We start from the raw sequence: 26,745 nt of genomic DNA, 5'->3' as shown, positions 1-26,745 counted from the left end.
GCCTCACGCCTTCCCGCCGACAACTTCGGCCCAGCGCGCATAGAAGCCGCGTTGTGGCGTCTCGGCGCTCTTGTCCCTGTTGATGATTCCGGTCTCGTCCGTCACGTCATTTCCCATCCCGCGCGACAACACCAGCCACTCCGGCTGCTCGGCCGCCAGCCCCGCTTGGTTTCGCATGCCGATCTCGCCGTCATCGGCGATCAGGAAGCCCGCCGGCCCCATGGCGCCCTCTGATCGACGCAGTGTTCGCTCGTTCAGCTCGTCCTGCCCGGGAATCAGCACGGCGGTGGTGTAGGCGATCGTGCGGTTGGGCAACTGCGGTTCAACGAACATTACGTTCATCTCCGCCAGAAACAGGTTGGGCCATATCAGTGTGTGCGGCGGGCCGACCACCAGCGCATCGTGGGCTTGATCCGGGCCATACTCCTGTTCCAGCGCATCGACGTAGCGTGGCAACTTAGCTCGGGGGATCCGGCCGTACCAGACGAATTCCTCGTCGAGGTTGCGGTATTCGTTGCTGTAGTCGATCTCGGAGTGCCCATTGCCTATGTCACGGACCAGCACGTCGACCTTGGTTGGTACGTGCGAGACCTTGGCCGGCCGGATCGCGTCGTAGACCGATGCGTGGGTGAACAGCGCGTGATAACCGTCGACGTTGTTCTCCACCACCATCTTCCAGTTCGCATGGTGCAGGTGCTTCATCCAGTTCGCTCGTAGATCGATCGAGCGGGAGGGCGACAGGTTGAGTAGCCGGTCGATGGCGCGGGTGGCTCCGCCGAGATGTTCGCGCAGTGTCACACCGTCTGGTGTCAGCGACGCGAAGATGAAACCGCCATAACTGTCCACCCGCGGCGCCTGTGCCAGCCCGAGCTCGGAACGCACCTCGTTGAAGTTGTCGCCGTAGCACTCTCTCATCGGAACGCCTTGCAGCGCGCCGTTGTTGCCGAATGTCCACCCGTGATAGGGGCAGCGGAACGCGTTGGCGTTACCCTTCTCGGCATTGCACAGCTTGTTGGCGCGGTGCGAGCAGCGGTTCAGCAGCACCCGCACGACACCGTCTTTACTACGCACCACTACGACCGGGTTGTAACCGATCATCCGGGTTAGGTAATCGCCGCGCTCGCTGACTTCGCTCTCGTGGGCGACGTAGACCCAGCCGGTCTTGAAGATGGTGTTCATTTCACGACGGAAGATCTCCGGCGAGGTGTACACCGAGCCGTGCACACGGTCGTTCCGCACCACCGTGGTGACGTCGAAATCGTCGAATTGATTGAAGGTAACGGGGTTTGCCGCAGTCGTCATTCAGGGACCTCCAGGATCTCGATGGCGGGAAGCTCAGCGTCGCCGAGGTGGCGGAATCCGACGCGAACGCGTGTGCCGATGTCCGGGGCGGAACCGGGTGCGATGAGGGTCATCACGATCCGATGCCCGCTGTCCAGTTCGACGTCGACGATCGGGTAGGGATCCGCGGAGCGGACCAGCCCCGGCTCGCGGCGGTGCATCACCGTCGCGGCGTGCACCGTGCCGCGTGGTTCGACCGCCCTCCACTGCCGTCCGGTGTGGCCGCAGCCGTCACAGACCAGCTGTTCAAGCTCGAGCGCCAGGGCGCAGGATCCGCAGAATGGCAGTGCCAGCTCACCACGCGCGGCTGCGTCGTATAGCGGGCGAATCGCGTCCCCCCCAATCGCCGGGGCCAGCACCGACTCCAGCAGCCAGTCTTGGTCGGCGACATCGGTAACGGTCGTCATGCCGCCCGCTCCAGCACCAGCGCGGCATGGTGGTCCATCCGGCCACCGATGCCGCCGACCAGGGCGATGGCCGCGTCAGGCACCTGACGGCCGCCGCCGGCGCCCCGCAGCTGGATCACGGCCTCGGCCAGCGGCGTCATGCCCTGCAGGTAGAAGCCGGACAGCTGGCCGCCGCCCGTATTGGTCGGCAGCGTTCCACCGGGGCCGGTGTGACCGTCGCGGACGAAGGTCCCCACCGGGGTATCCCCGGTGAGCCGGTATTCATCGAGCAACACCAGGGTGACGATGGAGAACGGATCGTAGAGTTCGGCGATGTCCAGATCGGCTCGCGCGATACCGGCCTCGGCCAGTGCGTTATCGACGGCGCGACGCCCGCCACCGAACCACGATTCCGCTCCGGCGCGGCGGCGTCGCACCGGATGGTCGCGGCCGGCGCCGCGGATCTTCAGCCGCGTAGTGCCGATCGATTCTTGTCCGGTGAGCACGACGGCGACCGCGCCGTTGACCGGTCGCGCACAGTCCAGCAAGCGCAGCGGCTCGGCGATCATCGTGCTGGCGAGGTAACCGTCCTCGTCGAGTGGTTCGCGGTTGACCGCGTCGGGATTCCCCGCCGCCCAGCGTCGCGCTGTGGTGGCCACCGCGCAGAGCGCGTCGGTGCTGGTGCCGGTGATATGCAGCCAGCGCTGGGCCAGCAACGCGTAGGTCGGCACCGACCCGAGCAAGCCGGAGGCACGTTCCAGTCCGCGCACCCCGGTATTGCCACCACTGTGCGCGTACAGCGAACCCGACCCTTTGCCTTCGGCAAGCGGTGCGTCGGCGAACACGCACACCACCGTCGATGCTTCACCGGTCGCGATTGCGTGCCGGGCGCGCTGGATCATCGCGATCGTGGTCGCGCCTTTGATCTCGACGTGCTCCAGCAAACGCAAGTCGGCGAAGCCGCCCTGGGCGGCAAAGCCGACGCCCAACCGGTCCGGCCGGATGCCCTGAGATGAACCCACCAGCAGCCCGTCGACGTCGGCAGGTTCGAGGCCGACATCGGCAAGCGCAGCGGCCGTCGCCTGGCAGGCCAGCTCAAGTGCTGTGGCGCCGGGTCGTAGTGACATCGCCGTCATGCCCAGCCCGACGAGGGTCACCTGTGGCGCCGTCACGATTGCTGACCACCTCTGGGCCGCCGATCGCCCCGGTAGCTGCCCACTTTCAGCCAGTCTTCCCGGTCCTGCGCGGTGGCCAGGGTGAAGCTCGACAGCTCCAGCGGGCACAAGAAGATCTGGTCGCCACTTTCGAGGTCCTCGACCAGCAGTCGGGGGCCGTTGCCGCTGACGTCCAGCGACAACCGCACGGCCGCGAACTCGTTGATCAAGTCGACGAGTACGCGGCGTCCCGCTGCGGGGCTGTTCACCCCCTCAGTAATACCGCATACGACTGTCAGAATCAATAAATCGAACGTCGTTGCCGACGGCGAACTGCGGGCACTGGGGGGCCGACGTTGCTTTCTCTACATGGGAACATGCAGACTAGTAGGACTTGGAGACGGTCATCGACGGCCAGCCATATCAGTTGACACTAATGTCAGAAATCAACGTTGCGAGGGAGGGCGGGATGAGCGAAGGGGCAGCGCTGCAGGCGTCGGTGATCGACACCGAGGACTACCGCAGCATCTGGATGTATCTCAAGGAGGTTGCCGTCCGGCAGGGATTTGTCGATATCGAGGTCAACGGTGCTCGCGTGCGCACCCGCTACGCGGAGGCAGGATCGCCCGATAAGCCGCATGCGATGCTGCTGCACGGAACCGGTGGACATTGGGAGACGTTCGCACCGAACCTGGCGGCGCTCTCCGAACACTTCCACTGCGTGGCGATCGACATGGTCGGCAACGGCTTTTCCGCTAAGCCCGACTACGACTACGAGATCCCCGTCTACGTCGAGCATGTGCTCGGGGTGATGGACCACTTCGGCATCCAGCGAGCGAACTTTGTTGGGATGTCGCTCGGCGCTTGGGTCGCGGCGACGATCGCGGTGTCCCAACCCGACCGGGTGTCGAAGGTGATCCTGATGTCGCCGGCGGGCAAGGAGGCGGCGGCGGCGAATATGGCGCGGATTCGCGCCGAACGCACGAAGGCTGTCAACGAACCCACCTGGGAGTCGCTGCATGCGGTGTTTGCCCACTTGATCGCCGATGAGGCCAACCGGTTGCCCGACCTCATCGGGCTACGCCAGGCGATCTACCGGCGCGACGACACCAGAGAAACCATCGACCATCTGCTGATCCTGCAAGACGCCGCCGCCCGCGATCGCAACCTCATTCCCGAACAGGACTGGAAGGCGATCGCCGCGCCGGTGATGGTCGTTGCTTCGGGCCGCGACCACGGTGTCTATCAGGAGACGGCTACTTCGATCGCCAAACTGATCCCCCAGGCGGAGGTCTTCGAGATGCCGAATGTGCGGCACTGGCCGCATTTCGAGGATCCCGAATTGTTCAATCCGGCCGCCGTCGCGTTCCTCAGCAAGTGAGACTGTGCCGATGAGCCGGCCCGGCCCCGCTGAAATCGACGACATCGCGCGACGCCTTTACGTCGCCGAGCAGACCCGCACGCCGATCCGCCAGTTGTCCCTGGACTACCCGGAGATGACCATCGACGACGCCTACGCGGTGCAGCGTGCGTTGGTGGACCTCAAGGTCGCCGACGGGCGGGTGGTCAAGGGCCGCAAGATCGGTCTGACTTCGAAGGTGATGCAACGTGCGGTCTCCATCGACGAGCCGGACTACGGCGCACTGTTCGACGACATGTTCGTCGAAGACGGCGGGCGGGTGCCGGCCGGCCGCTTCATTCGCCCCCGCATCGAGGTGGAGTTGGCGTTCGTGCTCGGGGAGACTTTGCGCGGACCGGACGTGACGCTGTTCGACGTACTGCGGGCCACCGAGTTCGTTACCCCCGCATTGGAGATCCTCGATGCCCGCGTACAAATGTCCGACCCTGACACGGGTCATCTGCGCACGATCGTTGACACCATTGCCGATAACGCCGCTGACGCGGGCCTGGTGCTCGGCGGGCGGGTGTTCCGGCCGCTCGACGTCGACTTGCGCTGGGTAGCCGCACTGTTGTCACGCAACGGCACCATCGAGGAGTCCGGGGTGGCCGCAGCAGTGCTCAACCATCCGGGAAACGGCGTGGCATGGCTGGCAAATCGCCTTGCTCCGCATGGGGTTTCACTGCAACGCGGTGAGGTGATCCTGTCCGGATCGTTCACCAAGCCGGTGTTCGCCGAACCGGGGGACACCTTTGTCGGCGACTACGGTCCGCTCGGCACGGTGTCGGTGATGTTCGAACGTCAGGTGGCGCCATGAGTACCCCGTGGGCGCAACGGATTTCCGGTGGCCGTCCTCAGTTCGGCATGTGGGTCGCCTCGGGCAGCGGCTACGTCACCGAGATCTGCGCCGGATCAGGCATCGACTGGGTGCTGCTGGACCAGGAGCATGCACCCAACGATCTGCGCACCACCCTGTACCAATTGCAGGTGCTGGCCGGCTATCCCGACGTCGGGGTGGTGGTGCGTCCGCCGGCGGCCGACCCGGTGCTCATCAAGCAAGTGCTCGACATCGGGGCGCAAAACATCATCGTCCCGATGATCGGCAGCGCCGAGGAGGCCGCCGCGGCGGTCGCGGCCACCCGTTACCCGCCGGCGGGAATCCGGGGGGTCGGCAGTGCGTTGGCGCGCGCGTCCCGGTGGAATCGAATAACCGACTATCTCAGCACCGCCGATGACTCGGTGTCGCTGACCGTTCAGGTGGAGACGGCGGCGGGTCTGGCTCGGCTGGATGACATCGCCGACGTCGACGGAGTGGACGCGGTGTTCATCGGCCCCGCCGACCTGGCCGCCTCGCTGGGCAAGCTGGGGCAGCCCGAACACCCGGATGTGGTAAGCGCCATCGAGAATGCGCTGGCGACGATCGTGGCGCACGGCAAGTGCGCCGGGGTGAACGCATTCAACGAGACCATCGCGCGACGATATGTGGCTGCGGGGGCGAGTTTTGTGGTCGTTGGTGCCGACGTAGCACTGCTGGCCCGAGGTGCTGAGCAGTTAGCCGAGAGGTACCGGCGCTGAACCCAGCCATGAACGCGGCAGTTCTGACTGTTACGTCACCAGCGTGAGGGAAGGCCCATTCCCATGGTGTTGTACGAGGTATTCGCGATGGTCCATGCTTGTTGAGGGCGAGACGGTTCGTTGTGGTCGGGGGCGGGAAGCCGCGAAGATGCTTTATTTCTGACTATCCTGTCACCTATACTCGACGGTTATGGACCTGGACTTCACTCCTGACCAGATCGACTTCCGTGATCAGGTCCGTACCTGGCTGGACGAGAACAAGCCAACCGAACCGCGGCCGCGCGATGATGCCGGCATCCGGGAATACGACCTGGCCTGGCAACGCACCCAGTGGGAAGGTGGCTGGGCCGGCATCGCCTGGCCGACTGAGTATGGCGGCAGGGGACTGACCCTGTTGCAGCAGTTGATCTGGTATGAGGAGTACGCCGCTCGCGGCTTCCCGGGTATTGATGCGTGCTTCGTCGGTCTCTCGCACGCCGGACCGACCCTGATCACCCGCGCCACCGACGCGCAGAAATCGTTTCATCTGCCGAAGATCCTGCGAGGTCAGGTGATCTGGTGCCAGGGCTTCTCTGAGCCGGACGCCGGGTCCGACCTGGCTGCGCTACGAACCAAGGCGGTCATCGATGGTGACGAACTTGTCGTGTCGGGGCAGAAGGTGTGGACGAGTTTCGCCACCCTCGCCGACTACCAGGAGTTACTGGTGCGCACCGACAACACCGGCAGCAAACACTCCGGGATCACCTGGGTCATCTGTGATATGTCGACACCGGGGATTGATATCCGGCCGATCGAGACCATCGAGGGCGGCTCTGAGTTCTGCGAGGTGTTCTACGACAACGTGCGCATCCCACTGGAGAATGTCGTCGGCGACATCGGCAACGGTTGGTCGGTCGCGATGGCGACACTGTCATTCGAGCGGGGCACCGCCTTCACCGCCCACCAGGTGCGGCTCGCCAAGATCATCGAAGACCTCATCGACTATGCCCGCGATCACGTCGGCCCGGATGGTCGCCGCCCGGCCATCGCCGACGACGAGATCGCGCGACGGTTGGCCCGAGCCCGGGCATCGGTCGCGTCGCTGCGGGCACTGACCTACACCAATATCTGTGAGGCGATGGAGACCGAAACCCCTGGCCCGCGCGGCTCGATTGTGAAACTGATGTACGCCGAGTTGGCCAAAGAGATCGGCAAGCTGGCTATGGACATCCTCGGGCCCGCCGCGATCCGGGGCTCGTCGCGATGGGATCCCGACGGTTGGGTGGGCTACTACTACTACGCGTTCTCGCAGTCCGTTGGTGGGGGCACATCAGAAATCCAACGCAACATCATCGGCGAGCGCGTGTTGGGACTACCTCGATGACCAAAGCCGGGAGTACTTCGTGAATTTGCTGCCTGACGCCGAACAGCTCGAAATCATCGCGGCCGCAAGCGACTTTCTTACCGAGCGGATGCCGGTGGACCATATCCGCTGCAGCCGTGACGCGGAATCAGCGGTACCGCACAGTACCTGGCGGGAAGGCGCCGAGCTCGGACTGCTGACGCTTGCACTACCGGAAGAGCTCGGCGGGTCGGGCCGCAACATCGACGACGAGGTGCTGCTGCACGTGGAACTGGGCAGACGGCTTGCCCCGGGGCCGTTCCTGGCCGGCACACTCGCCGCGCGAGTGGCGGCCAAATGCGGTGATCTGGAATTGGCACACCGGATCGGCACCGGCAACGCCCTAGTCGCGCTGGCGGTCCTGCGCGGCGACGGCGAGGCCCGTCCGGTCAAAGGCACGTTCGATCTGTTCGATCCCGCCGGGGCCGGCTACGGTCTGGTGCTGGCACGCAGCGGTGCCGCGCTGGTCGACATCGCCGAGTTCGGCCAACCCGTTGTCGTGGAATCCGCTGATCCGGGCACCCGGATAGCGTCGGCGACAGTGCAGTCCGCCGAACCGCTGCATTGGCTGGCGACCGACGAGGACTGGATCTGGGGCCGCGCCATGGTGCTGTCGGCGGCGTTCCTCACCGGTCTCGCCGCAGCGGCGACCGCTCTGGCGACCGAGCATGCCAAAACGCGAGAGCAGTTCGGCAAGCCGATCGGCGTCCACCAGGCGGTCAAACACGCCTGCGTGAACATGGAACTAGCCGCCGAGGCCGCTCACGCGCAAACCCTGTTCGCGGCAATAGCACTGGACAGCCAACGCGCCGATGCCTTGCTTCAGGTGCTGTCGGCGGTCGCGGTGGCGGGATCGGCGGCGGTGGATAACGCGGCCGCCGGAATCCAGGTTTTCGGCGGGATGGGATACACCTTCGAAAGCGACATGCATCTGTATCTCAAACGCGCGCACGTGCTCCGCCACCTGATTGCCGAGCCCACCGACGTATTGGCCGAACTGCTGGCCCAGGAACGCGCGCAGTGAGCGGGGCAGTCGCGGTCGCCGGCGTCGCACTGTCCGACGTGGGGCGCGTCGACGACAAGGGCCCGTACGAGCTGATCGCCCAGGCCAGCCGGCGGGCGTTGGCGGACGCGGGTCTGTCGCCCGCCGACGTCGACGGACTGGCGTCGACCGGACAGGGTACGTTGCCCCCGGTCGACGTCGGCGAGTACCTGGGGCTGCGGCCACGCTGGGTGGACTCTACAGCCGTCGGCGGCGCAGCCTGGGAGGTGATGGCCGCGCACGCCGTGGACGCCATCACCGCCGGCCACGCCGACGTCGTCCTGCTCACCTATGGTTCCACCGCGCGGTCGGATCTCCGGAAAGGACTGCGCGGGGCGAGCATCAACTGGGGCGCGCGTGGGCCGCTGCAATGGGAGGCCCCCTACGGTCACACGTTGATCTCCAAATACGCCATGGCGGCCCGGCGGCACATGCACCAGTACGGAACCACCATCGAGCAGCTCGCTGAGGTCGCGGTCTCGGCCCGGTTCAACGCCGCCGACAACCCCGAGGCGCACTATCGCGACCCCATCGCGATCGACGATGTGCTGGCCGGTCCGATGATCGCCGACCCCTTCACCAAGCTGCACTGCTGTATACGCAGCGACGGTGGCGCCGCCGTCGTACTGGTCAATGCCGATCGGGTCAAAGATCTGCGATCGCGCCCGGTGTGGGTGCTGGGGGCCGCCGAAACCACCTCGCACATGTTGACCTCGCAGTGGGACGACATGACCGTCGGCCCGGCATCCGTCAGCGGTCCGCTGGCGTTCGCGCGGGCCGGGGTGCGGCCCGCCGACGTCGACGTCGCCGAACTCTACGACGCGTTCACCTACATGCTGCTATTGACGCTGGAGGATCTCGGCTTCTGCCCGAAAGGGGAAGGCGGCCACTTCGTCGAGAAGGGAACGTTGCGTCTCGGAGGGGAACTGCCCACCAACACCGACGGCGGTGGTCTGTCGGCTTGTCACCCCGGGCAGCGCGGCCTTTTCCTGCTGGTCGAGGCGGTCCGTCAGCTGCGCGGTGAATGCGGACCGCGTCAGGTCCCCGATGCGAGGATCGCCTGCGTCAGCGGCACCGGCGGCTGGTTCTGTTCCAGCGGCACTATGATCCTCGGCGCCGAGGAGCCCTAGTGGCTCCGCCGCTGGGCAAAGTCTTTCTCGACGCCCGGTCAGTGCTGGAGGCCGCCGCCGACACCCATGGCAACCGGGAAGCCTATGTTGAACCGGATGGACGAATGACCTTCGCCCAATGGATCGACCGGGCCCGTGCCGTCGCGGTCCAGTTCGCCGACCTCGGGGTCGGCAAAGGGGACGTGGTGGCGCTCTGGCTGCCGTCGGGAATCGACTACGCGATCTGCTACGCCGCGGCGGTGATGATCGGTGCGATCACCACCGGGCTGAACCCGCGGCTCGGGCCGCGGGAGATCGAATTCATTGTGGATCACAGTGATCCGGCGTTAATTGTTGCTGACGATCAACTTGGGCGGATTCCGACGGGTGGGCAGCCGGTGCTGTCGCGCGGGTCACTGTCGATCGCCTCGGGCCGAAGCGAGCCGCCCGCCGTCACGCTGGATCGTCGTGACCCCGTCGCCCTCATCTTCACCAGTGGGACCACCGGCGCGCCCAAAGGTGCCGTGTTCGACGCCTCCGGCCTGCAAGCAGGCGCGCTATCGGCAGGCGTGATGAGCGCGCCGTATGACCGGCGGCTCACGTCCACACCGTTCGCCCACGCGGGCTACATGTTCAAGCTCTGGGACCAGCTGGTTTGGGGCACCACACTGGTAGTGCCTCCGTCGCCGTGGTCGGCAGCGGGAATGTTCGAGATCCTCCGTACCGAGCGGGTCACGGTGGCCGGGGCGGTGCCGACCCAGTGGGCGAAGCTGCTCGAGGTCGACGGGGTCTGCCCGGAAGCGTTGCCGCACCTGCGGATTGGGGTAGCGGCGACCGCGCCGGCGTCGCCTGATCTGGTGCGCCGGGTGGCGCAGCGGATCGGGGTTCCGCTGGTCGTGCGGTACGCGATGACCGAATGCCCGACGATCTGCGGCACCGCCCCCGACGATCCCCCCGACGTCCAATCTCAAACGGTCGGACGCCCGGCCGACGGTATGACGGTGCGGGTGGCCGGCGACGGTGTCATCGAGGTCAGTGGCCCCTGCCTGATGCGCGGCTACTGGCGTGACCCCGAGTTGACCGCGTCAGTGCTGCGGGATGGGTGGCTGCGGACCGGTGATATGGGGGTGCTGCGCGAGGATGGCAACCTGTCGATCGTCGGTCGCAGCGGCGACATGTATATCCGCGGTGGCTACAACGTGCATCCGGTCGAGGTGGAACGGGTGTTGGTGAGCCACGCCGGTGTGAACCAGGCCGCAGTGGTGGGGCGCCCGACGCCGGTGATCGGAGAGATCGGCGTTGCATGTGTGGTTGCGGCCGACCCGACCAGCCCGCCGACACTGGCCGAACTACGCACGCATGTGGCGCGTGAGCTGGCCGACTACAAGGCCCCTGATGAACTGCTCATCGTCGATGAGCTGCCGTTGACAGCGATGCTCAAACCTGACCGCGTCGCGCTGCGCGAGTTGATCACGCTGCACGACAAAGATATTCAGCGTCGCCGAACGACTGGATAGCAGCGATAGCCTTGGTTCAGGGATTGCCCCGGTCGCAGCGCGTGTACAGGCACCCTCGGCTTCGGCGCACACCGCGTTGCCGTGGGTGATTCAGCCCGCAGCGTTTGCGCCCCCGTCCGCTGACGAACCAGCTGCGCACCACGAGGTCTGGTCAACCGGCGCAAGACTTCATCGAACAGCAGCGGGATCGCACCGCCCTGCACGGCGCCACCGCCGTTCCGAAGTGTCAGATAGCAGGAGTAATGCATACGCATTAATTGCGGCGGTAACCGGACTGCGCGCACGAGAGCATCGCGCGGAGACGCCTTGAGTCACAGCCGTTGGAGACACGTCACTGCCGATCGCCTCGATCTGAGTCTCGATATGAGCTCGGCCTGCTGGGCGAACTGGCCGATGCGACGTGGCAAGGGGCCCTGCCGGCGGGTGACGTAATCAGCGGCGGTTGAGTAGCTCAGCCGTCGTTGCGGCTGGCGAAAAGCGCACGGGTTTCGTAAGATACCGGCGCGGTCAGCATGCCGACCCAGGTGTCGACGTAGTTGTGTAACTGCGCCTCGCCCAGCCCGTGCCCGGAGCGTGCCGCCGCGGCCAGCACATTGATCAGGCTGGTGTACAGCTGGAACGTCCGGCCGCGCCGGATCCGCTCGGGCAAATCCTGCAGGGCGGCGTCGACGAGCTCCTCCAGCCTCTCCTGGGTCCACTCGTCCTCGAGATGCTGCGGCCAATAGTCGCTGTGTGCTTGGGGATCCTCACTGATTCGGGCCAGGAACGGCACGAACATCTCGCCTGCCCTTATGCTGTTCGCCAGCGGCCGCACAAGCAGCCACACCACCGCGCGCGGATCCGCTTCCCGCCCCTCCTCGTGCATGGATTTCAGCATCTGCTGGCGGTCCGTTCCAAGCGCGCGCTGACGGTGCGCGATGAGCGCGCAGATCAGGCCATCGCGGGAACCGAAGTGGTAGCGGATCACCGAGGTGTTGGACTGACCGGCCGCCTCCTGGATCTCGCGCAGGGTCACGGCCTCGATCCCGCGGGTGGCGAACAGTCGCTCAGCGACCTCCATCAACATTATCCGCGTGGACTCGCCCGAGGCATTGCGGCGCCGGCCGGCGGCGGGTACATCGGTTCCCTGCCCGGTCATCGGCCCTCCTCTTGGCCTGCACGGCTTGCTCTGAATCCTTCGTCGACATGATCCCTTCGCCGACATGCTAATGACAAGCCATTAGAAATGCTGGACTTCGGATCCCGTGGCTGGCATCATGATTCTGAGGGAGTAGGACCAGCGCAGGGGGAGCAACGAGCGTGATCTGACGAACTCGGATGACTCCCCCTTTATGGAGTCGGCGGTCAACTTTCGGAGGCCTACATCATCGGCATGGCCCACATATTGAAAGGCGTCGAACACATGCGCGGTACCGCGACCACCCAGATCATCGACGCCGAGCTGGCGCTCGTCACCGGCATCACCGCCAGCATTTCGGTCAGCGGACTGATCCTGGAGAGGGTGGGGTGAACGCTCCGACCGTCACGCTGGCGACCACCTCTGCCGGCCAGCACATCCAGATCGCGGTGGACAAGGATGCCGAAGCCGTTCTGGGCTGCCACCAACCGGAGATGTTTGGTGGTTCCTCACCGCCAAGGCCAACACGAGCGGAACGTGCGACGGCCAGGCCACAATTCACACCGGCAGCCTGACCGGTGACACGATAGGGAGCTGACAGTAATGACTAATCTCGAAGGCAAAGTTGCGTTCATCACCGGTGCCGCACGCGGTCAGGGTCGCGCACACGCGGTCAGACTGGCCGCAGACGGGGCGGACATCATCGCGCTGGACGTCTGCCGCGACATCGATTCGATGGACTACCCGAATGCGACGCCCGACGACCTCGAGGAAACGATCAAGCTCGTCGAGAACGAGGGCAGGCGGATCGTTGCTCGGCAAGCCGACGTTCGCGACGCGGACGCGTTGCAGCAGACCGTCGACGAGGGTGTACGTGAATTCGGCCGCCTCGATATTGTGATCGCCAACGCCGGTATCATCCGGCTCACCGGTGACGGTGATCGTCGTCAGATCTTCCGCGACATCATCGATGTCAACCTGATCGGCGTGTGGAACACCGTCGAAGCAGCCACCCCTGCGTTGATCGACGGAGGCCGCGGTGGTTCGATTGTCCTCACCAGTTCGAGTGCCGGCCTCAAGGGCACTGGCACCGACCGGGCCGGGGGACAGGCCTACACCGCAGCCAAGCGTGGCCTGGTCGGACTGATGCAGGTATGGGCAAATGAACTGGCGCAGTATTCCATTCGCGTCAATACTATTCACCCGACCGGCGTCGCGACCGGTATGGTGATGAACGAAGCCATGGCAGCGCTGCTCGAGGCAGGCGATGTGGCCGTGGCGGCTATGAAAAACGCGCTGCCGATAGAGGTTTTGATGCCCGAAGACATCGCCGGCGCGGTGGCCTTCCTGGTCTCCGACGAGGCGAAATTCATCACTGGCACCGCCTGGCCGCTCGATGCCGGCTTCGCGGTGCGGCAGGGGTAAGGGCGATATCCATGGTGCCGGCGGCAACGAAATCTGCGCGGCTGGTTCGCCTTCGGCGACGCTACGGCGGGTTTGGCCGGTGTTGTCACCCTGTGCCGGTTGGTGTCTTGGCCGGCCGGGTGGAAATGGTTGTGCCTGATGGTAATTCCGATGATTTGCCGCAGCGGGTGCTCAGCGGGGTGACATCGCCGGTTGTGCCGATGTCGCTGCCGTCGCCGTTGCCTGCTCACAGAAGTGCGCTCCGCATGCCTAGGTGTTTCCCGCCCGAGCTGCCCGCCGACACTCGTGGTGTGCACGTTGTCGCGAACTCAGCTCACGGCCACAACTTCGCTAGCTACCGAGCGCACCTGTGGGACCGGGTCTCACGATGGGTGCCGACGGTAGTGAGAGTCCCAGCTGTCCATGTTTAGGAGGACACGGTGACCAAGTCGGTCGGATTCATCGGTGCGGGCCAGCTCGGGGAGCCGATGGTCATGCGATTGGTGGGAGCCGGACACCACGTGCTGGTGTACAGCCGCCGCAACGAAGTTCGGGACCGGCTGACGGCCGGCGGTGCCGCATCGGTCGGATCGGTGGCCGAGTTGGCAGCGGAGAGCGACATTCTGATCTCGTGTTTGTTCTCCGACACACAGCTGCGAGAAACCGGCCTGGGCCGCGACGGTTTCATCGCCAATGCGAAATCCGGTTCGGTCTTCGTCTCGCACACCACCGGCACCATATCCACCCTGGAGGCGTTGCGGGACAGTTCGGCCGCGGCACCGGTCATCCTGGATGCACCGGTCAGCGGCACTGCGGAGAACATCGCCGCGGGCACGTTGACGGTGCTAGTCGGTGGCCCGGACGATGCCGTCGCTGCGGTGACGCCCGTGCTGGCCGCTTACGCGGATCCGGTGGTCGCCACCGGCGACCTGGGCAGCGCGTTGGCCATCAAGCTCATCAACAATCTGCTGTTCGCCGCCAACGCCCAGCTTCTCGCTGCGGCAACGCAATTAGGTGATGACCTGGGCGTCGAACCCGGCGCGCTGTTGTCGGCGCTTCAGGTGTGCAGCGCCCGAAGCGGTGCCGCCTCGCATGCCGACCGCATCGGTGGGATAGACCGGTTCGCGGAGCTAGGGGGACCGTTCCTGCGCAAGGACATCGCTGCTTGCAGGCAGGCGGCCGCCGAGGCCGCCGTGGACCTGGGCCTGCTGGGCACGGTGGCGCGTACAGGCCCGCTTGCCCTCGACGACGGCGATTCGGCAAGCGGAGGGAGCTCGCGATGACAGGTCGGCTGGTGGGGAAGGTGGTGTTCGTCACCGGAGCCGCCCGGGGACAGGGCCGTGCCCACGCGGTGCGGATGGCCGAGGAAGGCGCCGATGTCATCGCCGTCGACCTGGCCGGCCCGTTGCCCGACTCGGTGCGCTACCCGTCCGCCACCGCCGAGGACCTCGCGGAGACCGTGCGTGCCGTGCAGGCCGCAGGGGGCCGAATCACCGCTGCTGTCGCGGACATCCGTGATCTGGAAGCACTGCGAGCGGCCGTCGATGAGGGGGTGCAGGCGTACGGACGGCTGGACGTCATTGTCGCCAACGCCGGCATCTGCATACCGGCGGCGTGGAACGAGATCACCCCGGAGTCGTTCCGCGACATCATCGAGGTCAACGTGATGGGCACCTGGAACACGGTGATGGCCGGCGCGCAGCGGATCATCGACGGCGGGCGGGGCGGGTCGATCATCCTGATCAGCTCCTATGCCGGGGTCAAGGTGCAGCCGTACATGGTGCATTACACCGCCAGTAAGCATGCGGTGACGGGCATGGCCCGGGCCTTCGCCGCGGAGCTGGGCAAGCACGACATCAGGGTCAACAGTGTGCATCCTGGGCCGGTCAATACTCCGATGGGCGGCGGCGAGATGATCGCGGCGCTGTTCGCCGCGATCGAGACCAATCCGACGCTCAACGCGATGGGGACGCCGTTCCTACCGCAGTGGGCCGCTGAGCCGGAAGACGTAGCCGCCGCCGTGTGCTGGCTGGCGTCCGACGAGTCGCGCTATGTGACAGCCACCCGCCTGTCGGTCGACCAGGGCATGGCGCAGTACTGAGGTTTTTCGGCTCACTTCCTCGTCGGCGAGGCATCCTAGAAGTCCCGGCTTGTTGTCACATTGCCGGTGCGCGCCGTCCCGACGGACGCACCGTGCAGACCGGCTGGCCGCATCACCCACTCCACCGCGAACTGCTCACCATTGACCAGTGCCGCAAGGACCTCATAGCTGGCACCCGGTGCAAGGCGCAGGGCGCTCTGCACGAAGGTGCGGGCTTCGGTGGCGCCTCGCGCGATATGGCCGGTCGGGACGTCTTCGAGGATGACGATCACGCAGCGATCACGGATGCTGCGCTTGCGCTGACGGCGTCCCGAGCTGGGCGGGGCCCTGGACTTCGTATATGGCAGGCCGTGGGCCGCTCCCGCAGCGGCGTACACACCGGAGGTCTTGACCACGGTGGCGCTGGCCTGAACGGGGCTTACAGCTGCCGCAGATAGCGCTCGACCAGGTCAACCGCGGTCTGCGGGTAGCGTCGGGCCGTGCCCGGGTCGAGACCGTTGCGGACCAGCAACAGTGCGAGCCGGTTGTTGATCAGCGACAGCACGAACGCCGCCAGCAGCTGGTAATAGACGATGTCGCCGCCCAGAGTCCCGCCGAATTCCTGGTAGCGGCGGACGAATTCGTCGTCGTCGGGGATGCCCGGCGGCCGGGTGAAGCCGAGGGACTCACAGAGGAACCGCTCGAACATCAGCCACCAGCCCAGGTCGATGTCGGGCGGCCCGGTGGTGGCAGCTTCCCAGTCGAACAGTGACACCACCGACAGATCGTCGGCAAAGCAGATATTCCCGACGCGCGCGTCGCCCCAGACAATGGTCTCGGCTGTGTCGTCCGGAGCGCAATCGTGGATCATCTGTAGCGCACGCGCGAGCGTGTCACCGCCCACCTCCAGGTCGTCGCGGCACCAGTCGTACCAGCCAACGAGCATGTCCAGGTAGCGTTGTAGTGCGGTGGCCCCGGCGGGGCGATCAGCGCGAAGGAACGCGAGATCATTCTCATCGTCGATGCAGTGGACCCTGACCAGAGCGCGCAAACCGTTATCACACAGTAGCTCTCGCTCGGCTCCTGACAAGTCTGCCGTCCAGCCGCGCTTGTGCCAGCTCGGGACGTCGGACGGGGTGCGGCCGTGGACACGACGCATCAGGTAGAACGGCGCTCCCAGCACCGCGGCGTCGGTTTCGACCGCAACGATGTGCGGCACCGGAATCTGGTGCCGACCTACTCTTTTCATCACCTCCGCTTGTCGCGGGGCATCGGGTCTGGTGAACAACTGATGGTCGCTGGCCTGCATTCGTAACACTAGATCGTCGTTGTGGTGCTGCCCGTCCGGATCGGTCCACGATGCCGTGAAGAAGGCGGTCTTACCGGAGTAACCGGCGTCCGGAGCGCTAAACCCGGAGATGTCGAAGGACGTCAGGCCACCCGGCGCGATCCGCGACGGCAGCCAGCCGCGCATGATCTCGCCGACGTTCGCTCCGACGTCGCCACGTGACGACATGTAAGCCATCGGCGCCCCTTCTCGCGACACAACTGAACGCTAGTGTCAGAATAGGGTGACGGTGGACAGCATGGCCAGTCAGATCCCGCTCGGCGCCTACACCCTGCCTGGACGCGTCGCCGATTCTGGCCCGATAGTCGGGCAAGCGCAGGCGGCGTAGCACCTCGGGCTGCAGACGCTGTGGCTGAGCGAACGGTGGGCACCAAGGACCTTGCGTGCTCGCCGGTGCCATCGGCTAGGTGACCTCGACGATTCGGATCGCTTCCGGCAGCACCCACTTCCAGGCCCGGCACCCGGCCATCCTGGCCTCGCTGGCGATGACCGCCTCGGCGCTGTCGGCGCGGACGGATGCTCATCGGTGCCTGCTGTTTCCCGAGCCGATCACACCACTGGAGTCGAAGTTCAGGGCAGAGCCCTCGCCGATGATTGGTGTATGAAGCCCAAACACTGTGCGGTGCAGGTGTACCGGCTGAGGTCGATAAGACTCACGTGACAACTACCCGGCCCTGCGCGAGGTTGGCGATCCGGCACGAGGTCGCGGCCGGGTCGCCGTTGCGGTGCGAGTGGACCCGGCCGGTCACGAAGTACTCGCCGGGTCGGTCGAACGCGTGCTTCGTGGAGAGCGTGACGGAGGTCGCCGAGCCGTCGATGCCGTCGTGGCTGAACGGGAAGGAGCCGGTGCCGTCGAAGTCCCAGTCGGCGGCGACGATCGTGCCGGCACCGGGCGGGACGGTCGCCTGGAGCTGAAGGTCGACCGCTTCGCCCACCCGCACCTCCGCTCGCTCGCCGCCGTTGACGGTCACGGCGATGACCGGTTGAATCCCGCGGCGTTCGGCGGCGTCAGCAGGCAGGATCACCTGGTTCTCGACGTAGTCGAAGGCCGTATCGACGGGCTCGATGCCGTCTTCCACCCACGAGATCAGATCGGCGAGCGATTGCTCGATGTAGGGGAGGTAGTCGATCAGCCAGGTGTTGCTGGCCCGGTTGGGCAGCGAGGGAACCATCATCGAAGGGCCGTGCTCAGCGTTCTCGACCCAGCGGAGCCGGAACCGCGCCTTGGCGCCCTCCTCCCCTTGGGCTCGCAGCACGGCTTGGCGGTAGATGAGCCCCTGCGAGGGCCACAGCGACGAGTCCTTGGTGTGGTGGACCCAGATGAGCTTGCCGCGGTAGAGCCCGGAGTAACCGACGCCCATGAGGGCCGACTGCCGCGGCACAGGGTGCTGCGGGTAGACGGGTCGATCGTCCACGCGGAGAGAATCGAACTGTGGATCACTCATCAGGTGGTGCCGGGCGAAGTAATGGAAGGCCAGGAAGTCGCGGTTGTCGACCTGCACCTCGTCACCGGGCCGCACATCGCTGAACCGGAGCAGATTGGCGTCGCCCACACCGTCGCAGTAGAAGACGTCGTCGGCATGGGCTCCGCAATAGAGCCGCCGCCCGGCCGCCGCGCCTGTGAGCATCGTGACGCTGGAGCCGAGCCGGTAGCCCGCCTCCCCGAGGCCCTCGAGCTCGACCACCATCGGCAATGACGGGTCTGCTCCGAGGCTGGAGAACACCATGATCAATAGCCGGAAGTTCTGGTGCCCAGGCTCGAGGAAGCGCGGATCCGCCAGAACATCGGCGCCGGTGAGCACCTTGGCCACGGTGGCCCGTGTGTTCAGGATGTCGCGCTCGACGAGGTCCGGCTGGTCGAAGCCGACGTAGCCGGGCTTGGTCCAGAAGTCCTCGAAGTAGGTGGGGTCCTGCTCGAGCAGCGACGTGGCCATCGAGGTCCAGAGCCACATCTGGCCGAGGGGCTTGCCGATCATGTACTCGTCGCCGCGCGGGAAACCCTGCCGGTACAGGCTGGCCAGCTCCTCGCGCTGGTGGCTGGTCAGTCCGACGAAGGGGTCGCCATGCCCGCCGGGCGCCATGGCGTCGGCGATCTCATCGGTCTTCTCGCCGAGCAGGCGCTGGCAGTTGAACATCGTGGCGAACGACATCACCTGCGCGCCCTCGATCTTCTCGGTGCTGCCGTGCTCCACGATCGGTCCGCCGCCCATGAACGGCAGCGCGCCGTCCCACGCGTCGGGCGCGTTCTCGAGGCACAGCGGCGACCGCCGCCCTCCGCCCGATCCTCCCCAGACATAGGCGTGGTGGGGTGCCTCGCCGTAGACCTGGGCGGCGACGAACTTGGCTAGTCGGGCCGTCTCAGCGCTGGCCCGGTGTCCGTAGAGCGTCGGGTCGTCGCCCCCGCGGGGGTCAAGGTCGTCACCGATGTGGCCCTGATTGGACTCCACCATGCAACCACCGAGGCGGGCGCACATCGCCAGTCCGCCCAGGAAGTCCCCCATGAGGTGGTTACCGAAAGCGTTCTCGTGGCCCCCGTGCGCGCCTTCGAGTGGCTGCAGGATCCGCCCGCGGTATTGCCCGTCGGCGGGGAACGAGAACGCCCAGCGAGTAGCGGTGTCCGCAAACCCACCGTGGACGTAGCGGTGCGCAATCGGTTCCGACCGCTGCTCGTCGACGTCCACGTACGGAGTTCCGAAGAACCTGTCCGTCGACACGTAATCCGCAACGTCGATCGTGCCGTTCCCGATCTCCGAACGCTGATCGGTTTCACTCATCGGTGCCTCCCCAAAAGTCGTGTCGCCACGTCAAAACTCCCCGCGGAAGCAAAACTTGCGGGTGTCTGCCAACCTTTACACCCTCTGCCATATTTGTCTAGAGTCGTGTCCGTGACGCCCAAACCCGCCGCTCCGGCCGCGCTCGCCCGAGAAGGGGTCTGGGATCGTCGCCGCCGCCTGGTCGCCGCCGAGATCGAGCAGGTCGCGCTGCGACTGTTCGCTCAACAGGGCTACGACAATGTCACGACCGACGACATCGCCCAAGCCTGCAACATCTCCGTACGGACACTCTTCCGGTACTTCGCCGCAAAGCGCGACCTGCTCCTGGCCGTCCCCCGTCGCAGCCTCGCGTTGCTCTGCGACGCCGTTGAGCGGCGACCCGCGGACGAGGACCTGCTCACCTCCTGGCGAGAAGCCGCCATCGCGCTCGGCGGCGGCAACGAGGTGGACCTCGCTCTGATCGAGCAGCTCAAGACGCTGGTCCGTGACAATCCCGACCTCGTCGAAACCATCAACGGCGATGCTGAGCTCACCGAGCGATTCGTGCGGACCAACGCCGAGCGGCTCGGCGTCGATCCGGCGACCGATCTGCGCCCGATCATCGTCGCAGGGGCCGTGCGCAACGCACTCATCGCCACGTTGGACCAGTGGTCCTCCGGCCGTGGCGACGACCTCGTGCGGTCCTTCGGCCAAGCCTTCGACATCCTGGCTCGCCTCGACACCATCGGCGGCCGGTCGAAGCCCAAGCCATCGCGCTCGCGCTCCCTGCATCAATAGCCTCGGCGCGTTCCTGTTCCCCCGAAAAAGGAGTTCCCCGTTGGTCATCTCGGCACGATCGGATCTGCACATCGGCGCTTTCACCGACGAGGGCCCGTGGGACGTCGACCCGGCGTCGATGGCCTGGCGCAAGGACGTCGACGCGCTACGTGACGCCGCGAGCGCCCGCGTACCGGATCTGGTGCGGGGACGGCGTATGCCGCCGGTGCGCAGCGCGCGCGTCGCGCTCCGGTTGGCCGCGAGCGTTGCGCCATGGGCCCTCCGCCGCCGCAGAGGAGCCGCCGCCAAGCAAGAGCTTGCCGGGCTCGCCGGCCGCCTGCGACCGGCCTTCGAACGCCTGGGGACCACCTTCATCAAGCTCGGGCAGCTGATCGGGTCAGCAGACGGCATGCTGCCCGAGGCGCTCGTCTCCGAGTTCAAGCAGTGCCGCGACAGGGTACCGCCCGAGCCTTTCAGCCACGTGCGCAAAGTGATCGAAGCGGATTTCGGCCGCCCGATCGCCGAGCTGTTCGCCGAGTTCGACCCCACGCCGTTGGCCGCCGCATCGATCGCACAGGTTCATGCAGCTCGCCTCCACACCGGCGAAGAGGTCGTGGTCAAGGTCCAGCGACCGAAGATCGATCGGATCGTGCCCCGCGACATCGCCACCATGGCGTGGCTCGCCCCGCACATCGAGAAGCGTGCACGCTTCGCCGTATTGGCCAACCTCGGCGCCTACATCGAGCTGTTCACCGAGACGATCGTCGAGGAGCTTGACTTCCGGCTCGAGGCGCAGAACATGCTCGATGTCGCCGCCGTTCTCGCGATGACGGAGCCGAGGTCCGTCGTGGTGCCCCGCCCACATCCGGAACTGGTGAGCCGACGCGTGCTGGTGATGGAGCGGCTGCACGGGCACCGCACCGACGACGAAGCCGCTCTCCTCGCGGCGGGCATCGATCCCGCTCCGGTGTTTCGGGCCCTCATGGTGTCCTTCCTCGAGGGGGCCATGATCCACGGTGTGTTCCACGGCGATCTGCACGGCGGCAACATGATGGTGAGCCCGGGCGGACGGCCGGCGATCTTCGACTTCGGCATTACCGGACGGTTCACCGATACGAAGCGACTGGCGCTGCTCGGGCTGATGATCACCATGACCATCCAGGACGGGGTAGCGATGCTGGGCCACCTCCGCGACCTCGGCGGATTGCCGCCCGGCGCCGACGTGGCCGCGCTGGCGGAGGAATTGCAACTCGACGAGCTTTTGTCCATGGACCCCAACGATCTCTCACCGGAGGCGCTCGGGCTCCAGATGCGGGAGACGATGCACCGGCTGGTCTTGCACGGCGCCAAATTGCCGAAGGAGATGTTCCTTTACATGAAGGGGATGGTCTACCTGAACGGCGCCATCTCCACCGTGGCCGCGGACGTCGACATGTTCGAGGAGATGGGCCACCTGTACGACTTGTTCACCACCACCCACACCGATGTGCTTGCAGGGTTCGTCGACGTCAACGACCTGCCGGAACAGGACGTGCTCACCGATTTCCTGCGCCGTCAGACGGGCGTGCAGGGCGATGCGGCCACCTACCAGGAGCTTCAGGAAGCCCAAGCCGAGCGCAGCGCCACCGTACGGCAGGCCTTCAAGAGCACGTGATTCCCTGGCGAACGGACACCCACACGCCTTCGCTCCTCCGGGGAGCGCCTTCAATCGGGCGATAGGACGCAGGACCGACGTCGTGGGCGTCTTCCCGGACCGGGCCGCGGTCATCTGCCCTCGTCGGCCCCGTGCTTGCCGAACAGCACCCCCTTTCCGCCGCCTAACTGAACATTAGTGTCAGAATAGGGTGGTGGTGGACAGCATGGCCGGTCGGATCCCCCTTGGCGCCTACGCCTTGCCCGGGCGCGTCGCCGATCCTCGCGCGATAGTCGGGCAAGCGCAGGCGGCGCAAGAACTCGGGCTGCAGACGCTGTGGCTGAGCGAACGGTGGGGCACCAAGGACCTGGGCGTGCTCGCCGGTGCCATCAGTCAGGTGACCTCGACGATTCGGATCGCTTCCGGCATCACCCACTTCCAGGCCCGGCACCCGGCCATCCTGGCCTCGCTGGCGATGACCGCCCAGGCGCTGTCGGGCGGCCGCATGATCATCGGGGTGGGTCGCTCGGTCGATGCCATGTGGGCCGCGGTGGGACTACCGAAATCGACCGGCGCGTCGATTGTTGACCATGCCGACATCTTCCGGCGGTTGTGCCGCGGCGAGAAGGTGCGTTATGACGGGCCTGCGGGCACCTTCCCGTCGCTGCGGCTCAACGATGTTCCCGATCAGCCGGTACCCGCGCTGGTCCTTGCGGGGATCGGCCCGAAAACCCTGGCGTTGGCCGGAGGCCACTTCGACGGTGTGCTGCTGCACCCCTTTCTCACGCCGGATGCGGTACGGCGCTCGGTAGCAAGCGTTCGCGAGGCCGAACGACAAGCCGGCCGGCCGCCCGGCAGCGTGCGGGTGTACGCCACGGTGGTGGTGGCCTGCGATATGCCTCCCGAACGGGAGCTTGCCGTAGTGGGCGCGCGGGCGGTGACCTATTACCAAATTCCCGGCTTCGGTGAACGACTGGCCGCCGTCAACGGCTGGGATCCCAAGCCATTGGCGCGGTTACGCGCTCATCCGCGGCTAGTGGGCGTCCGGGGTTCGGCGGACGCGGTGCTCACCCGCGAAGAACTCGCCGAGCCGGCCTCGGTGCTGCCGGCGGCATGGACCAGGGGAGCCGCGGCGATCGGGACGGCACGCTGCTGTCACGACACCTTCGACCGGTACCGCGAGGCTGGAGTTGACGAACTGGTGTTGCACGGCAGCGCCCCCGACCAGCTAGGGCCGCTGCTTCGGGGGAGTAGGAAAGGTTCCTGAGGATGGTCATCATCGCCATGGCGAGATTTCCACCCTCTCGTGAAATCGATCCCCGGCGGCACCGGAACGCTCGGCGATCGTGCCATTTGGGTGGTGGACTTCGGATTGGCGTGGGTCACGCGCGGTGATCAGCGAGTCGTGCCGGATGCTGGGCGTCTTTCCGGATCGCTTCGGTCTGATCTAGTCCAATTGCCCTCTCCGCCAACGCACTGTCGTAAGAATCGCCCGCCGTTCCGGTCGACGGCTTCAGGAAACTTCAGGGTCACGAACCTCCAGTTGGGGATAAAAGTCAGTTACATCGACGCTCACGCCCACGACGTCGTGGGCAGAAACTCCGGCGCGATCAGGTCGCCAACCTTGGCCCACGGCACGGTGATGACTTTTAGCCCTCGCCCGAATTGGTTATCCGGAAAGTGCAGTTCGATGCCATCTCTGGTGGGAATCCAGTACTTGAAGTTGATCTCGATGGGGGCGAGCGCGCCACTGCGTTGCCAATCGCCGGGGTGCGGGGGCGCATACACGGTTGGCAGGATCGCTGCGGTCTGTTCGGATAATCGAGTCAGACCGGCGCTCTTATCCGTGAACAGATTGTCCCAGGTAATGACTATCCCGCTGCGGCTGTCGAACACGATGGTGGCCACCGTGTCAATCGGCATGTGCGGCTCATCGGTGTTGTACTTGCCGACGATGAGTTCGGCGACCGTGATCGGGCCGAAGTGCGCCGTTCCCGTTGCGTCGAATATCCAGGGACGCTTCGTCGATCCGTTCCAGGTGTTCTTTTCGACCTCGCGCATCGCCGTCGCATCGATGCCGTCGTTGATCGCGGCGGTGATATCCGGGTTGCCGCCATCGATCCGTTGATAATGGACGCCCCAGGAGCCCAACCCATCTGGACTGCTCCCGGTGATCACACCGGGCACGGCCACGAAGCCGCCACCACCGGCGACCGGTTCGCCCCGGGCCGTGTGCACTCCGGACAACGCGATCATCGCTGCCGCTGCTGATATCAACACTGAGCGCCGAAACCTCTTCATTGCGGCACTTCCTTCACGTCCAGGAGATGACACTGCGGTAACTCATGCTCGTTACGTTCGCTGTCGGGCTATCTGCCTCGCGGCCCGCGGCGATAGTCGGTTCGGCTATTTGAGCTCGACTTTGCTTGCTAGCCAACGGTTGTTGATGAGTTCCATGGTGACCGCAACTCTGCTGCGGTCGATACGCGGTTCGGGATTGATGACGTTGCTGATCGATTGGTCGACGAAGAGCAAGACTTCGACCTTGGTCTTGGTCGCCGATTTTATGGCCGAGTCAATGACCATACCCTTGCTCATGGCCTTGTTGTCGATAAGCACTTGGCGCAGTTGGCTAGCCGACTGACTGTACATGTCTTTGAACTCACCGGTCGCCCCGTCGAGTACCTGGTCGAAGTTCTGGTCGACGTTACTCGTATCGATGCTGGTCAGTACGCTGGCATAGCTTTGCGCTGCCGCCAGCGCGGCGCGACCGGCTGCGGCGGTATCGTTTTGCTGTTTGAGTTGCCAGGCCAACAATGTCGACAATGCCAGCGCGGCAACGACAACCACGCCGGCGGCACGGAGGAGGATGCGGCGAAGCCGACGCCAGCGGCGAGAGAGCGCCGAAACATGCTGCTCGGTTTCGGCCTGGTCGGCATCGCGGTCAAGCGATTCGATCGGCTCGGCGGGGTCGAGGTCTGTTGCGTTTTCCGGGGGTTCGACTTCGGTAGACGGCGTCTCGGCTTCTGCCGGAGCGTCTTGTTCGGTGACCTGGTCGAAAACGGTGTCCGCGCTTGCCCGCTTGGAGATTTTCGTCGTCATGGTGGCCTCTTCTAGCTGGGGGGTTTGAGGGGCAGTGGAGGGCCGCCGTATGGAAGCGGTATTGTGTTGGGGCCCACTGGCGTTGGATCGGATCGGGCGAGGGGGTCGTAGCCGGGCGGAGGCCCAGCGGTGTCGTCGCCAGGTGGCCGTGGCGCATTGCGGGCGCCGCGGACCAGCACGGAAGGGTCCGGGTTGTCGCAGTAGGTGTAAAGGTACGGTTCGGGATAGTCAGGCACGGAGGGCGGCAGCCGCGGAAGGTTGTAGTCGCAGCCGTAACGCGGGTATGGGTCCACGATCGCCCAGACAGCGCCGTCATGGAAGATGCTTGTTATGGCTTCAAATGCGGATCCGTGGGGGGCGGTGAACATCTCTCGCAGCGCAGGAATACGCATATATAACAGCTGGGCGGTGGTAGTGAGGTTGCCCAGCAGTTGGACCATGGTCTCGGAATTGTCGGCCACAATGTGATCTACGGCGGTCAAAGGCGCATCACCGCGATCGACGAGGGTGCGAAAGCCGCCCTCCATGGTGTTGACGCCGCGCAGAGTCTGCTGCAGGTTCTGTGCGGTATGGCGCAGACCCGTGTTCACGTCGGCCAGCGTCGTGAACACGGTGCGGCTGGTACGGAGCACGCTAACGGTGTGCGGCAGTACCGAATCGAGGGTCGAGATGAGGAAGGCGCCGCCGTCCAACAGGGCCGCCAGCTTCTGCGGACCCTGATGTCCCACCCGCAATTCATCGGTGATGGCCGCGAGCTGTTCGGGGTTGAGCTGAGCTAGCATCCCGTCAGCGCCAGCGAGCAGTCGCGCCAACGACACCGGGACTGTTGTCCGGTTCTCGTCGATCACGGCGCCGTCGGTCACGGCTGGGGCATGGTCGTCGACCGGCCGGAAATCCAGATACTGTTCACCGGCCGGAGACAGGGCGGAGACACGGACGATCCCATCGTCAGGCACCCGCACGCCGGCGTCGATCGAGGCCACGGCCTCCACGCCGGTGTCGGTGAAGTTGACCGATTTCACGCGGCCGATCGGCACTCCGCGCAACGTGACGTCCTGGTTCGGTAGGAGTCCACCCGACTCTGGCAGGAGCACCCGCACGACGATCGTTGAGCGTGCCGGGTTGATGCCTAGCGACCCCACCACTATGTAGGTCAACGATGCCACCAAGGTGAGGACAAGACCGCCCACGGCCGCGGCGTTACGGCGGCGCGCAACGGCTTGGATGGCGTCGACGATCAGTCGCATCGACCATTCCAGTGGGTTCGTTGACACGATCATCACCTCGGCAGATGCTCGGGGCCATAGATTCTGCTCAACAGCAGGTTCCACTCATATCGGAGGCTGCCGATCAGCGCATGCCAATCGGTGCCGTCGGGCCCGTGAAACGCGGGGTCGCCGGGCCAGTTCATGTCGGGTAGTGAACCGAACGCGAGTTGTGCAATATCCGCGATGGCCGCGAGGTTGGGACCCTTGGCCGATGCAGCCCAGAGCGTGTCTATCCAGGTGAACCTCTCCAACCTGATTTCGGGGTCCAGGGACACGTCGTTGTGAGCCGTCCCGGTAAGTCCGGGGACTGATTTCCTTGAATCACCCCGCCTTCGGTGGGGTGTGCCTGTGATCGTAGT

The 26,745-nt window shown here is 65.6% G+C and carries 25 protein-coding genes and 2 pseudogenes; 15 read left to right on the top strand and 12 right to left on the bottom strand.

Annotated elements, in window-relative coordinates; all coding sequences use genetic code 11:
- Positions 1 to 3: 3 nt before the first annotated feature.
- Genes BST10_RS16700 through BST10_RS16685 form a run of 4 tightly spaced genes read right to left on the bottom strand, consistent with a single transcriptional unit; the run spans position 4 to position 3,150 of the window.
- Positions 4 to 1,302 (bottom strand): aromatic ring-hydroxylating oxygenase subunit alpha, encoded by a 1,299-nt coding sequence (locus tag BST10_RS16700; protein ID WP_205277371.1) that lies wholly within the window; start codon positions 1,300 to 1,302, stop codon positions 4 to 6.
- Positions 1,299 to 1,748 carry a Zn-ribbon domain-containing OB-fold protein gene (locus BST10_RS16695; protein WP_083039144.1) on the bottom strand — a complete coding sequence of 150 codons (450 nt, stop codon included), beginning with the start codon at positions 1,746 to 1,748 and terminating at the stop codon, positions 1,299 to 1,301. Before BST10_RS16695 ends, BST10_RS16700 begins: the two co-directional genes overlap by 4 nt.
- Positions 1,745 to 2,863: a thiolase family protein gene (locus BST10_RS16690; protein ID WP_205277462.1), complete on the bottom strand. Its 1,119-nt coding sequence runs from the start codon at positions 2,861 to 2,863 to the stop codon at positions 1,745 to 1,747. The genes BST10_RS16695 and BST10_RS16690 overlap by 4 nt, the downstream gene beginning before the upstream one ends.
- A 32-nt stretch (positions 2,864 to 2,895) precedes the next feature.
- Positions 2,896 to 3,150 (bottom strand): hypothetical protein, encoded by a 255-nt coding sequence (locus BST10_RS16685; RefSeq protein ID WP_083039140.1) that lies wholly within the window; start codon positions 3,148 to 3,150, stop codon positions 2,896 to 2,898.
- A 200-nt stretch (positions 3,151 to 3,350) separates the two neighbouring features.
- Between BST10_RS16685 and BST10_RS16680 the strand changes: the two genes are divergently transcribed.
- The 7 genes from BST10_RS16680 (at position 3,351) to BST10_RS16650 (ending at position 10,904) form a co-directional block, all read left to right on the top strand.
- Positions 3,351 to 4,262 carry an alpha/beta fold hydrolase gene (locus tag BST10_RS16680; RefSeq protein WP_083039138.1) on the top strand — a complete coding sequence of 304 codons (912 nt, stop codon included), beginning with the start codon at positions 3,351 to 3,353 and terminating at the stop codon, positions 4,260 to 4,262.
- Positions 4,263 to 4,272: 10 nt separating this feature from the next.
- On the top strand, positions 4,273 to 5,097 hold the full coding sequence (gene hpaH, locus BST10_RS16675; protein ID WP_083039214.1) for a 2-oxo-hept-4-ene-1,7-dioate hydratase: 825 nt from the start codon (positions 4,273 to 4,275) through the stop codon (positions 5,095 to 5,097).
- The gene (locus tag BST10_RS16670) at positions 5,094 to 5,855 is read left to right on the top strand and encodes an aldolase/citrate lyase family protein (RefSeq protein ID WP_083039136.1); all 762 of its coding nucleotides are present in this window, start codon (positions 5,094 to 5,096) and stop codon (positions 5,853 to 5,855) included. The genes hpaH and BST10_RS16670 overlap by 4 nt, the downstream gene beginning before the upstream one ends.
- A gap of 190 nt (positions 5,856 to 6,045) precedes the next feature.
- Positions 6,046 to 7,218 carry an acyl-CoA dehydrogenase family protein gene (locus BST10_RS16665; RefSeq protein WP_083039134.1) on the top strand — a complete coding sequence of 391 codons (1,173 nt, stop codon included), beginning with the start codon at positions 6,046 to 6,048 and terminating at the stop codon, positions 7,216 to 7,218.
- Between the two features lie 19 nt (positions 7,219 to 7,237).
- Positions 7,238 to 8,260 carry an acyl-CoA dehydrogenase family protein gene (locus BST10_RS16660; RefSeq protein ID WP_083039132.1) on the top strand — a complete coding sequence of 341 codons (1,023 nt, stop codon included), beginning with the start codon at positions 7,238 to 7,240 and terminating at the stop codon, positions 8,258 to 8,260.
- A complete protein-coding gene (locus BST10_RS16655) occupies positions 8,257 to 9,408 on the top strand; it encodes an acetyl-CoA acetyltransferase (RefSeq protein WP_083039130.1) in 1,152 nt (383 codons plus the stop codon). The genes BST10_RS16660 and BST10_RS16655 overlap by 4 nt, the downstream gene beginning before the upstream one ends.
- Positions 9,408 to 10,904 (top strand): class I adenylate-forming enzyme family protein, encoded by a 1,497-nt coding sequence (locus tag BST10_RS16650; protein WP_235673550.1) that lies wholly within the window; start codon positions 9,408 to 9,410, stop codon positions 10,902 to 10,904. The genes BST10_RS16655 and BST10_RS16650 overlap by 1 nt, the downstream gene beginning before the upstream one ends.
- Before the next feature lie 451 nt (positions 10,905 to 11,355).
- Here the strand turns inward: BST10_RS16650 and BST10_RS16645 are convergent, their stop codons facing one another.
- Positions 11,356 to 12,042, bottom strand: coding sequence for a TetR/AcrR family transcriptional regulator (locus BST10_RS16645; RefSeq protein WP_083039127.1), 687 nt, complete (start codon positions 12,040 to 12,042; stop codon positions 11,356 to 11,358).
- Between the two features lie 195 nt (positions 12,043 to 12,237).
- Between BST10_RS16645 and BST10_RS22615 the strand changes: the two are divergent.
- From BST10_RS22615 to BST10_RS16630, 4 genes and pseudogenes are all read left to right on the top strand, one after another.
- A pseudogene (locus BST10_RS22615) lies at positions 12,238 to 12,414 on the top strand (thiolase C-terminal domain-containing protein); the annotation flags it as partial.
- Positions 12,415 to 12,624: 210 nt separating this feature from the next.
- Positions 12,625 to 13,446 (top strand): mycofactocin-coupled SDR family oxidoreductase, encoded by an 822-nt coding sequence (locus BST10_RS16640; protein ID WP_083039126.1) that lies wholly within the window; start codon positions 12,625 to 12,627, stop codon positions 13,444 to 13,446.
- Between the two features lie 419 nt (positions 13,447 to 13,865).
- Positions 13,866 to 14,708, top strand: a complete 843-nt coding sequence (locus tag BST10_RS16635) for an NAD(P)-dependent oxidoreductase (RefSeq protein WP_083039124.1) — start codon at positions 13,866 to 13,868, stop codon at positions 14,706 to 14,708.
- Positions 14,705 to 15,526 (top strand): mycofactocin-coupled SDR family oxidoreductase, encoded by an 822-nt coding sequence (locus tag BST10_RS16630; RefSeq protein WP_083039122.1) that lies wholly within the window; start codon positions 14,705 to 14,707, stop codon positions 15,524 to 15,526. Before BST10_RS16635 ends, BST10_RS16630 begins: the two co-directional genes overlap by 4 nt.
- A 35-nt stretch (positions 15,527 to 15,561) precedes the next feature.
- On the opposite strand, the gene BST10_RS16625 is transcribed toward BST10_RS16630, so the two are convergent.
- Positions 15,562 to 15,798, bottom strand: coding sequence for a hypothetical protein (locus tag BST10_RS16625; protein ID WP_083039120.1), 237 nt, complete (start codon positions 15,796 to 15,798; stop codon positions 15,562 to 15,564).
- 146 nt (positions 15,799 to 15,944) lie between these two features.
- The gene (locus BST10_RS16620) at positions 15,945 to 17,030 is read right to left on the bottom strand and encodes a phosphotransferase family protein (RefSeq protein WP_083039118.1); all 1,086 of its coding nucleotides are present in this window, start codon (positions 17,028 to 17,030) and stop codon (positions 15,945 to 15,947) included.
- 230 nt (positions 17,031 to 17,260) lie between these two features.
- On the opposite strand from BST10_RS16620, the gene BST10_RS16615 reads away from it, so the two are divergent.
- The gene (locus BST10_RS16615; protein WP_083039116.1) at positions 17,261 to 17,458 is read left to right on the top strand and encodes a hypothetical protein; all 198 of its coding nucleotides are present in this window, start codon (positions 17,261 to 17,263) and stop codon (positions 17,456 to 17,458) included.
- 48 nt (positions 17,459 to 17,506) lie between these two features.
- Here the strand turns inward: BST10_RS16615 and BST10_RS16610 are convergent, their stop codons facing one another.
- Positions 17,507 to 19,534, bottom strand: a complete 2,028-nt coding sequence (locus tag BST10_RS16610; RefSeq protein WP_235673551.1) for a tannase/feruloyl esterase family alpha/beta hydrolase — start codon at positions 19,532 to 19,534, stop codon at positions 17,507 to 17,509.
- Between the two features lie 204 nt (positions 19,535 to 19,738).
- On the opposite strand from BST10_RS16610, the gene BST10_RS16605 reads away from it, so the two are divergent.
- The 3 genes from BST10_RS16605 (at position 19,739) to BST10_RS16595 (ending at position 23,283) form a co-directional block, all read left to right on the top strand.
- Positions 19,739 to 20,404 carry a TetR/AcrR family transcriptional regulator gene (locus BST10_RS16605; protein ID WP_163762295.1) on the top strand — a complete coding sequence of 222 codons (666 nt, stop codon included), beginning with the start codon at positions 19,739 to 19,741 and terminating at the stop codon, positions 20,402 to 20,404.
- A 40-nt stretch (positions 20,405 to 20,444) separates the two neighbouring features.
- Positions 20,445 to 22,037, top strand: coding sequence for an ABC1 kinase family protein (locus BST10_RS16600; protein ID WP_163762296.1), 1,593 nt, complete (start codon positions 20,445 to 20,447; stop codon positions 22,035 to 22,037).
- Between the two features lie 205 nt (positions 22,038 to 22,242).
- A complete protein-coding gene (locus BST10_RS16595) occupies positions 22,243 to 23,283 on the top strand; it encodes a TIGR03857 family LLM class F420-dependent oxidoreductase (RefSeq protein ID WP_083039211.1) in 1,041 nt (346 codons plus the stop codon).
- 305 nt (positions 23,284 to 23,588) lie between these two features.
- Here BST10_RS16595 and BST10_RS16590 read toward each other — a convergent pair whose 3' ends face one another.
- From BST10_RS16590 to BST10_RS23875, 4 genes and pseudogenes are all read right to left on the bottom strand, one after another.
- On the bottom strand, positions 23,589 to 24,272 hold the full coding sequence (locus BST10_RS16590; RefSeq protein WP_235673552.1) for a DUF3298 domain-containing protein: 684 nt from the start codon (positions 24,270 to 24,272) through the stop codon (positions 23,589 to 23,591).
- 150 nt (positions 24,273 to 24,422) lie between these two features.
- Positions 24,423 to 25,118 (bottom strand): hypothetical protein, encoded by a 696-nt coding sequence (locus tag BST10_RS23880; RefSeq protein WP_235673553.1) that lies wholly within the window; start codon positions 25,116 to 25,118, stop codon positions 24,423 to 24,425.
- An 11-nt stretch (positions 25,119 to 25,129) separates the two neighbouring features.
- Positions 25,130 to 26,398, bottom strand: a complete 1,269-nt coding sequence (locus BST10_RS16580) for an MlaD family protein (RefSeq protein ID WP_083039111.1) — start codon at positions 26,396 to 26,398, stop codon at positions 25,130 to 25,132.
- A pseudogene (locus BST10_RS23875) lies at positions 26,398 to 26,745 on the bottom strand (mammalian cell entry protein); the annotation flags it as partial. The gene BST10_RS16580 and the pseudogene BST10_RS23875, both read right to left, overlap by 1 nt.

Source organism: Mycolicibacter algericus DSM 45454 (assembly GCF_002086455.1).
GTDB classification, from domain to species: Bacteria; Actinomycetota; Actinomycetes; order Mycobacteriales; family Mycobacteriaceae; genus Mycobacterium; species Mycobacterium algericum.
The sequence above is the reverse complement of the archived record's forward strand: the minus strand, read 5'-3'. Positions and strand labels throughout refer to the sequence as shown.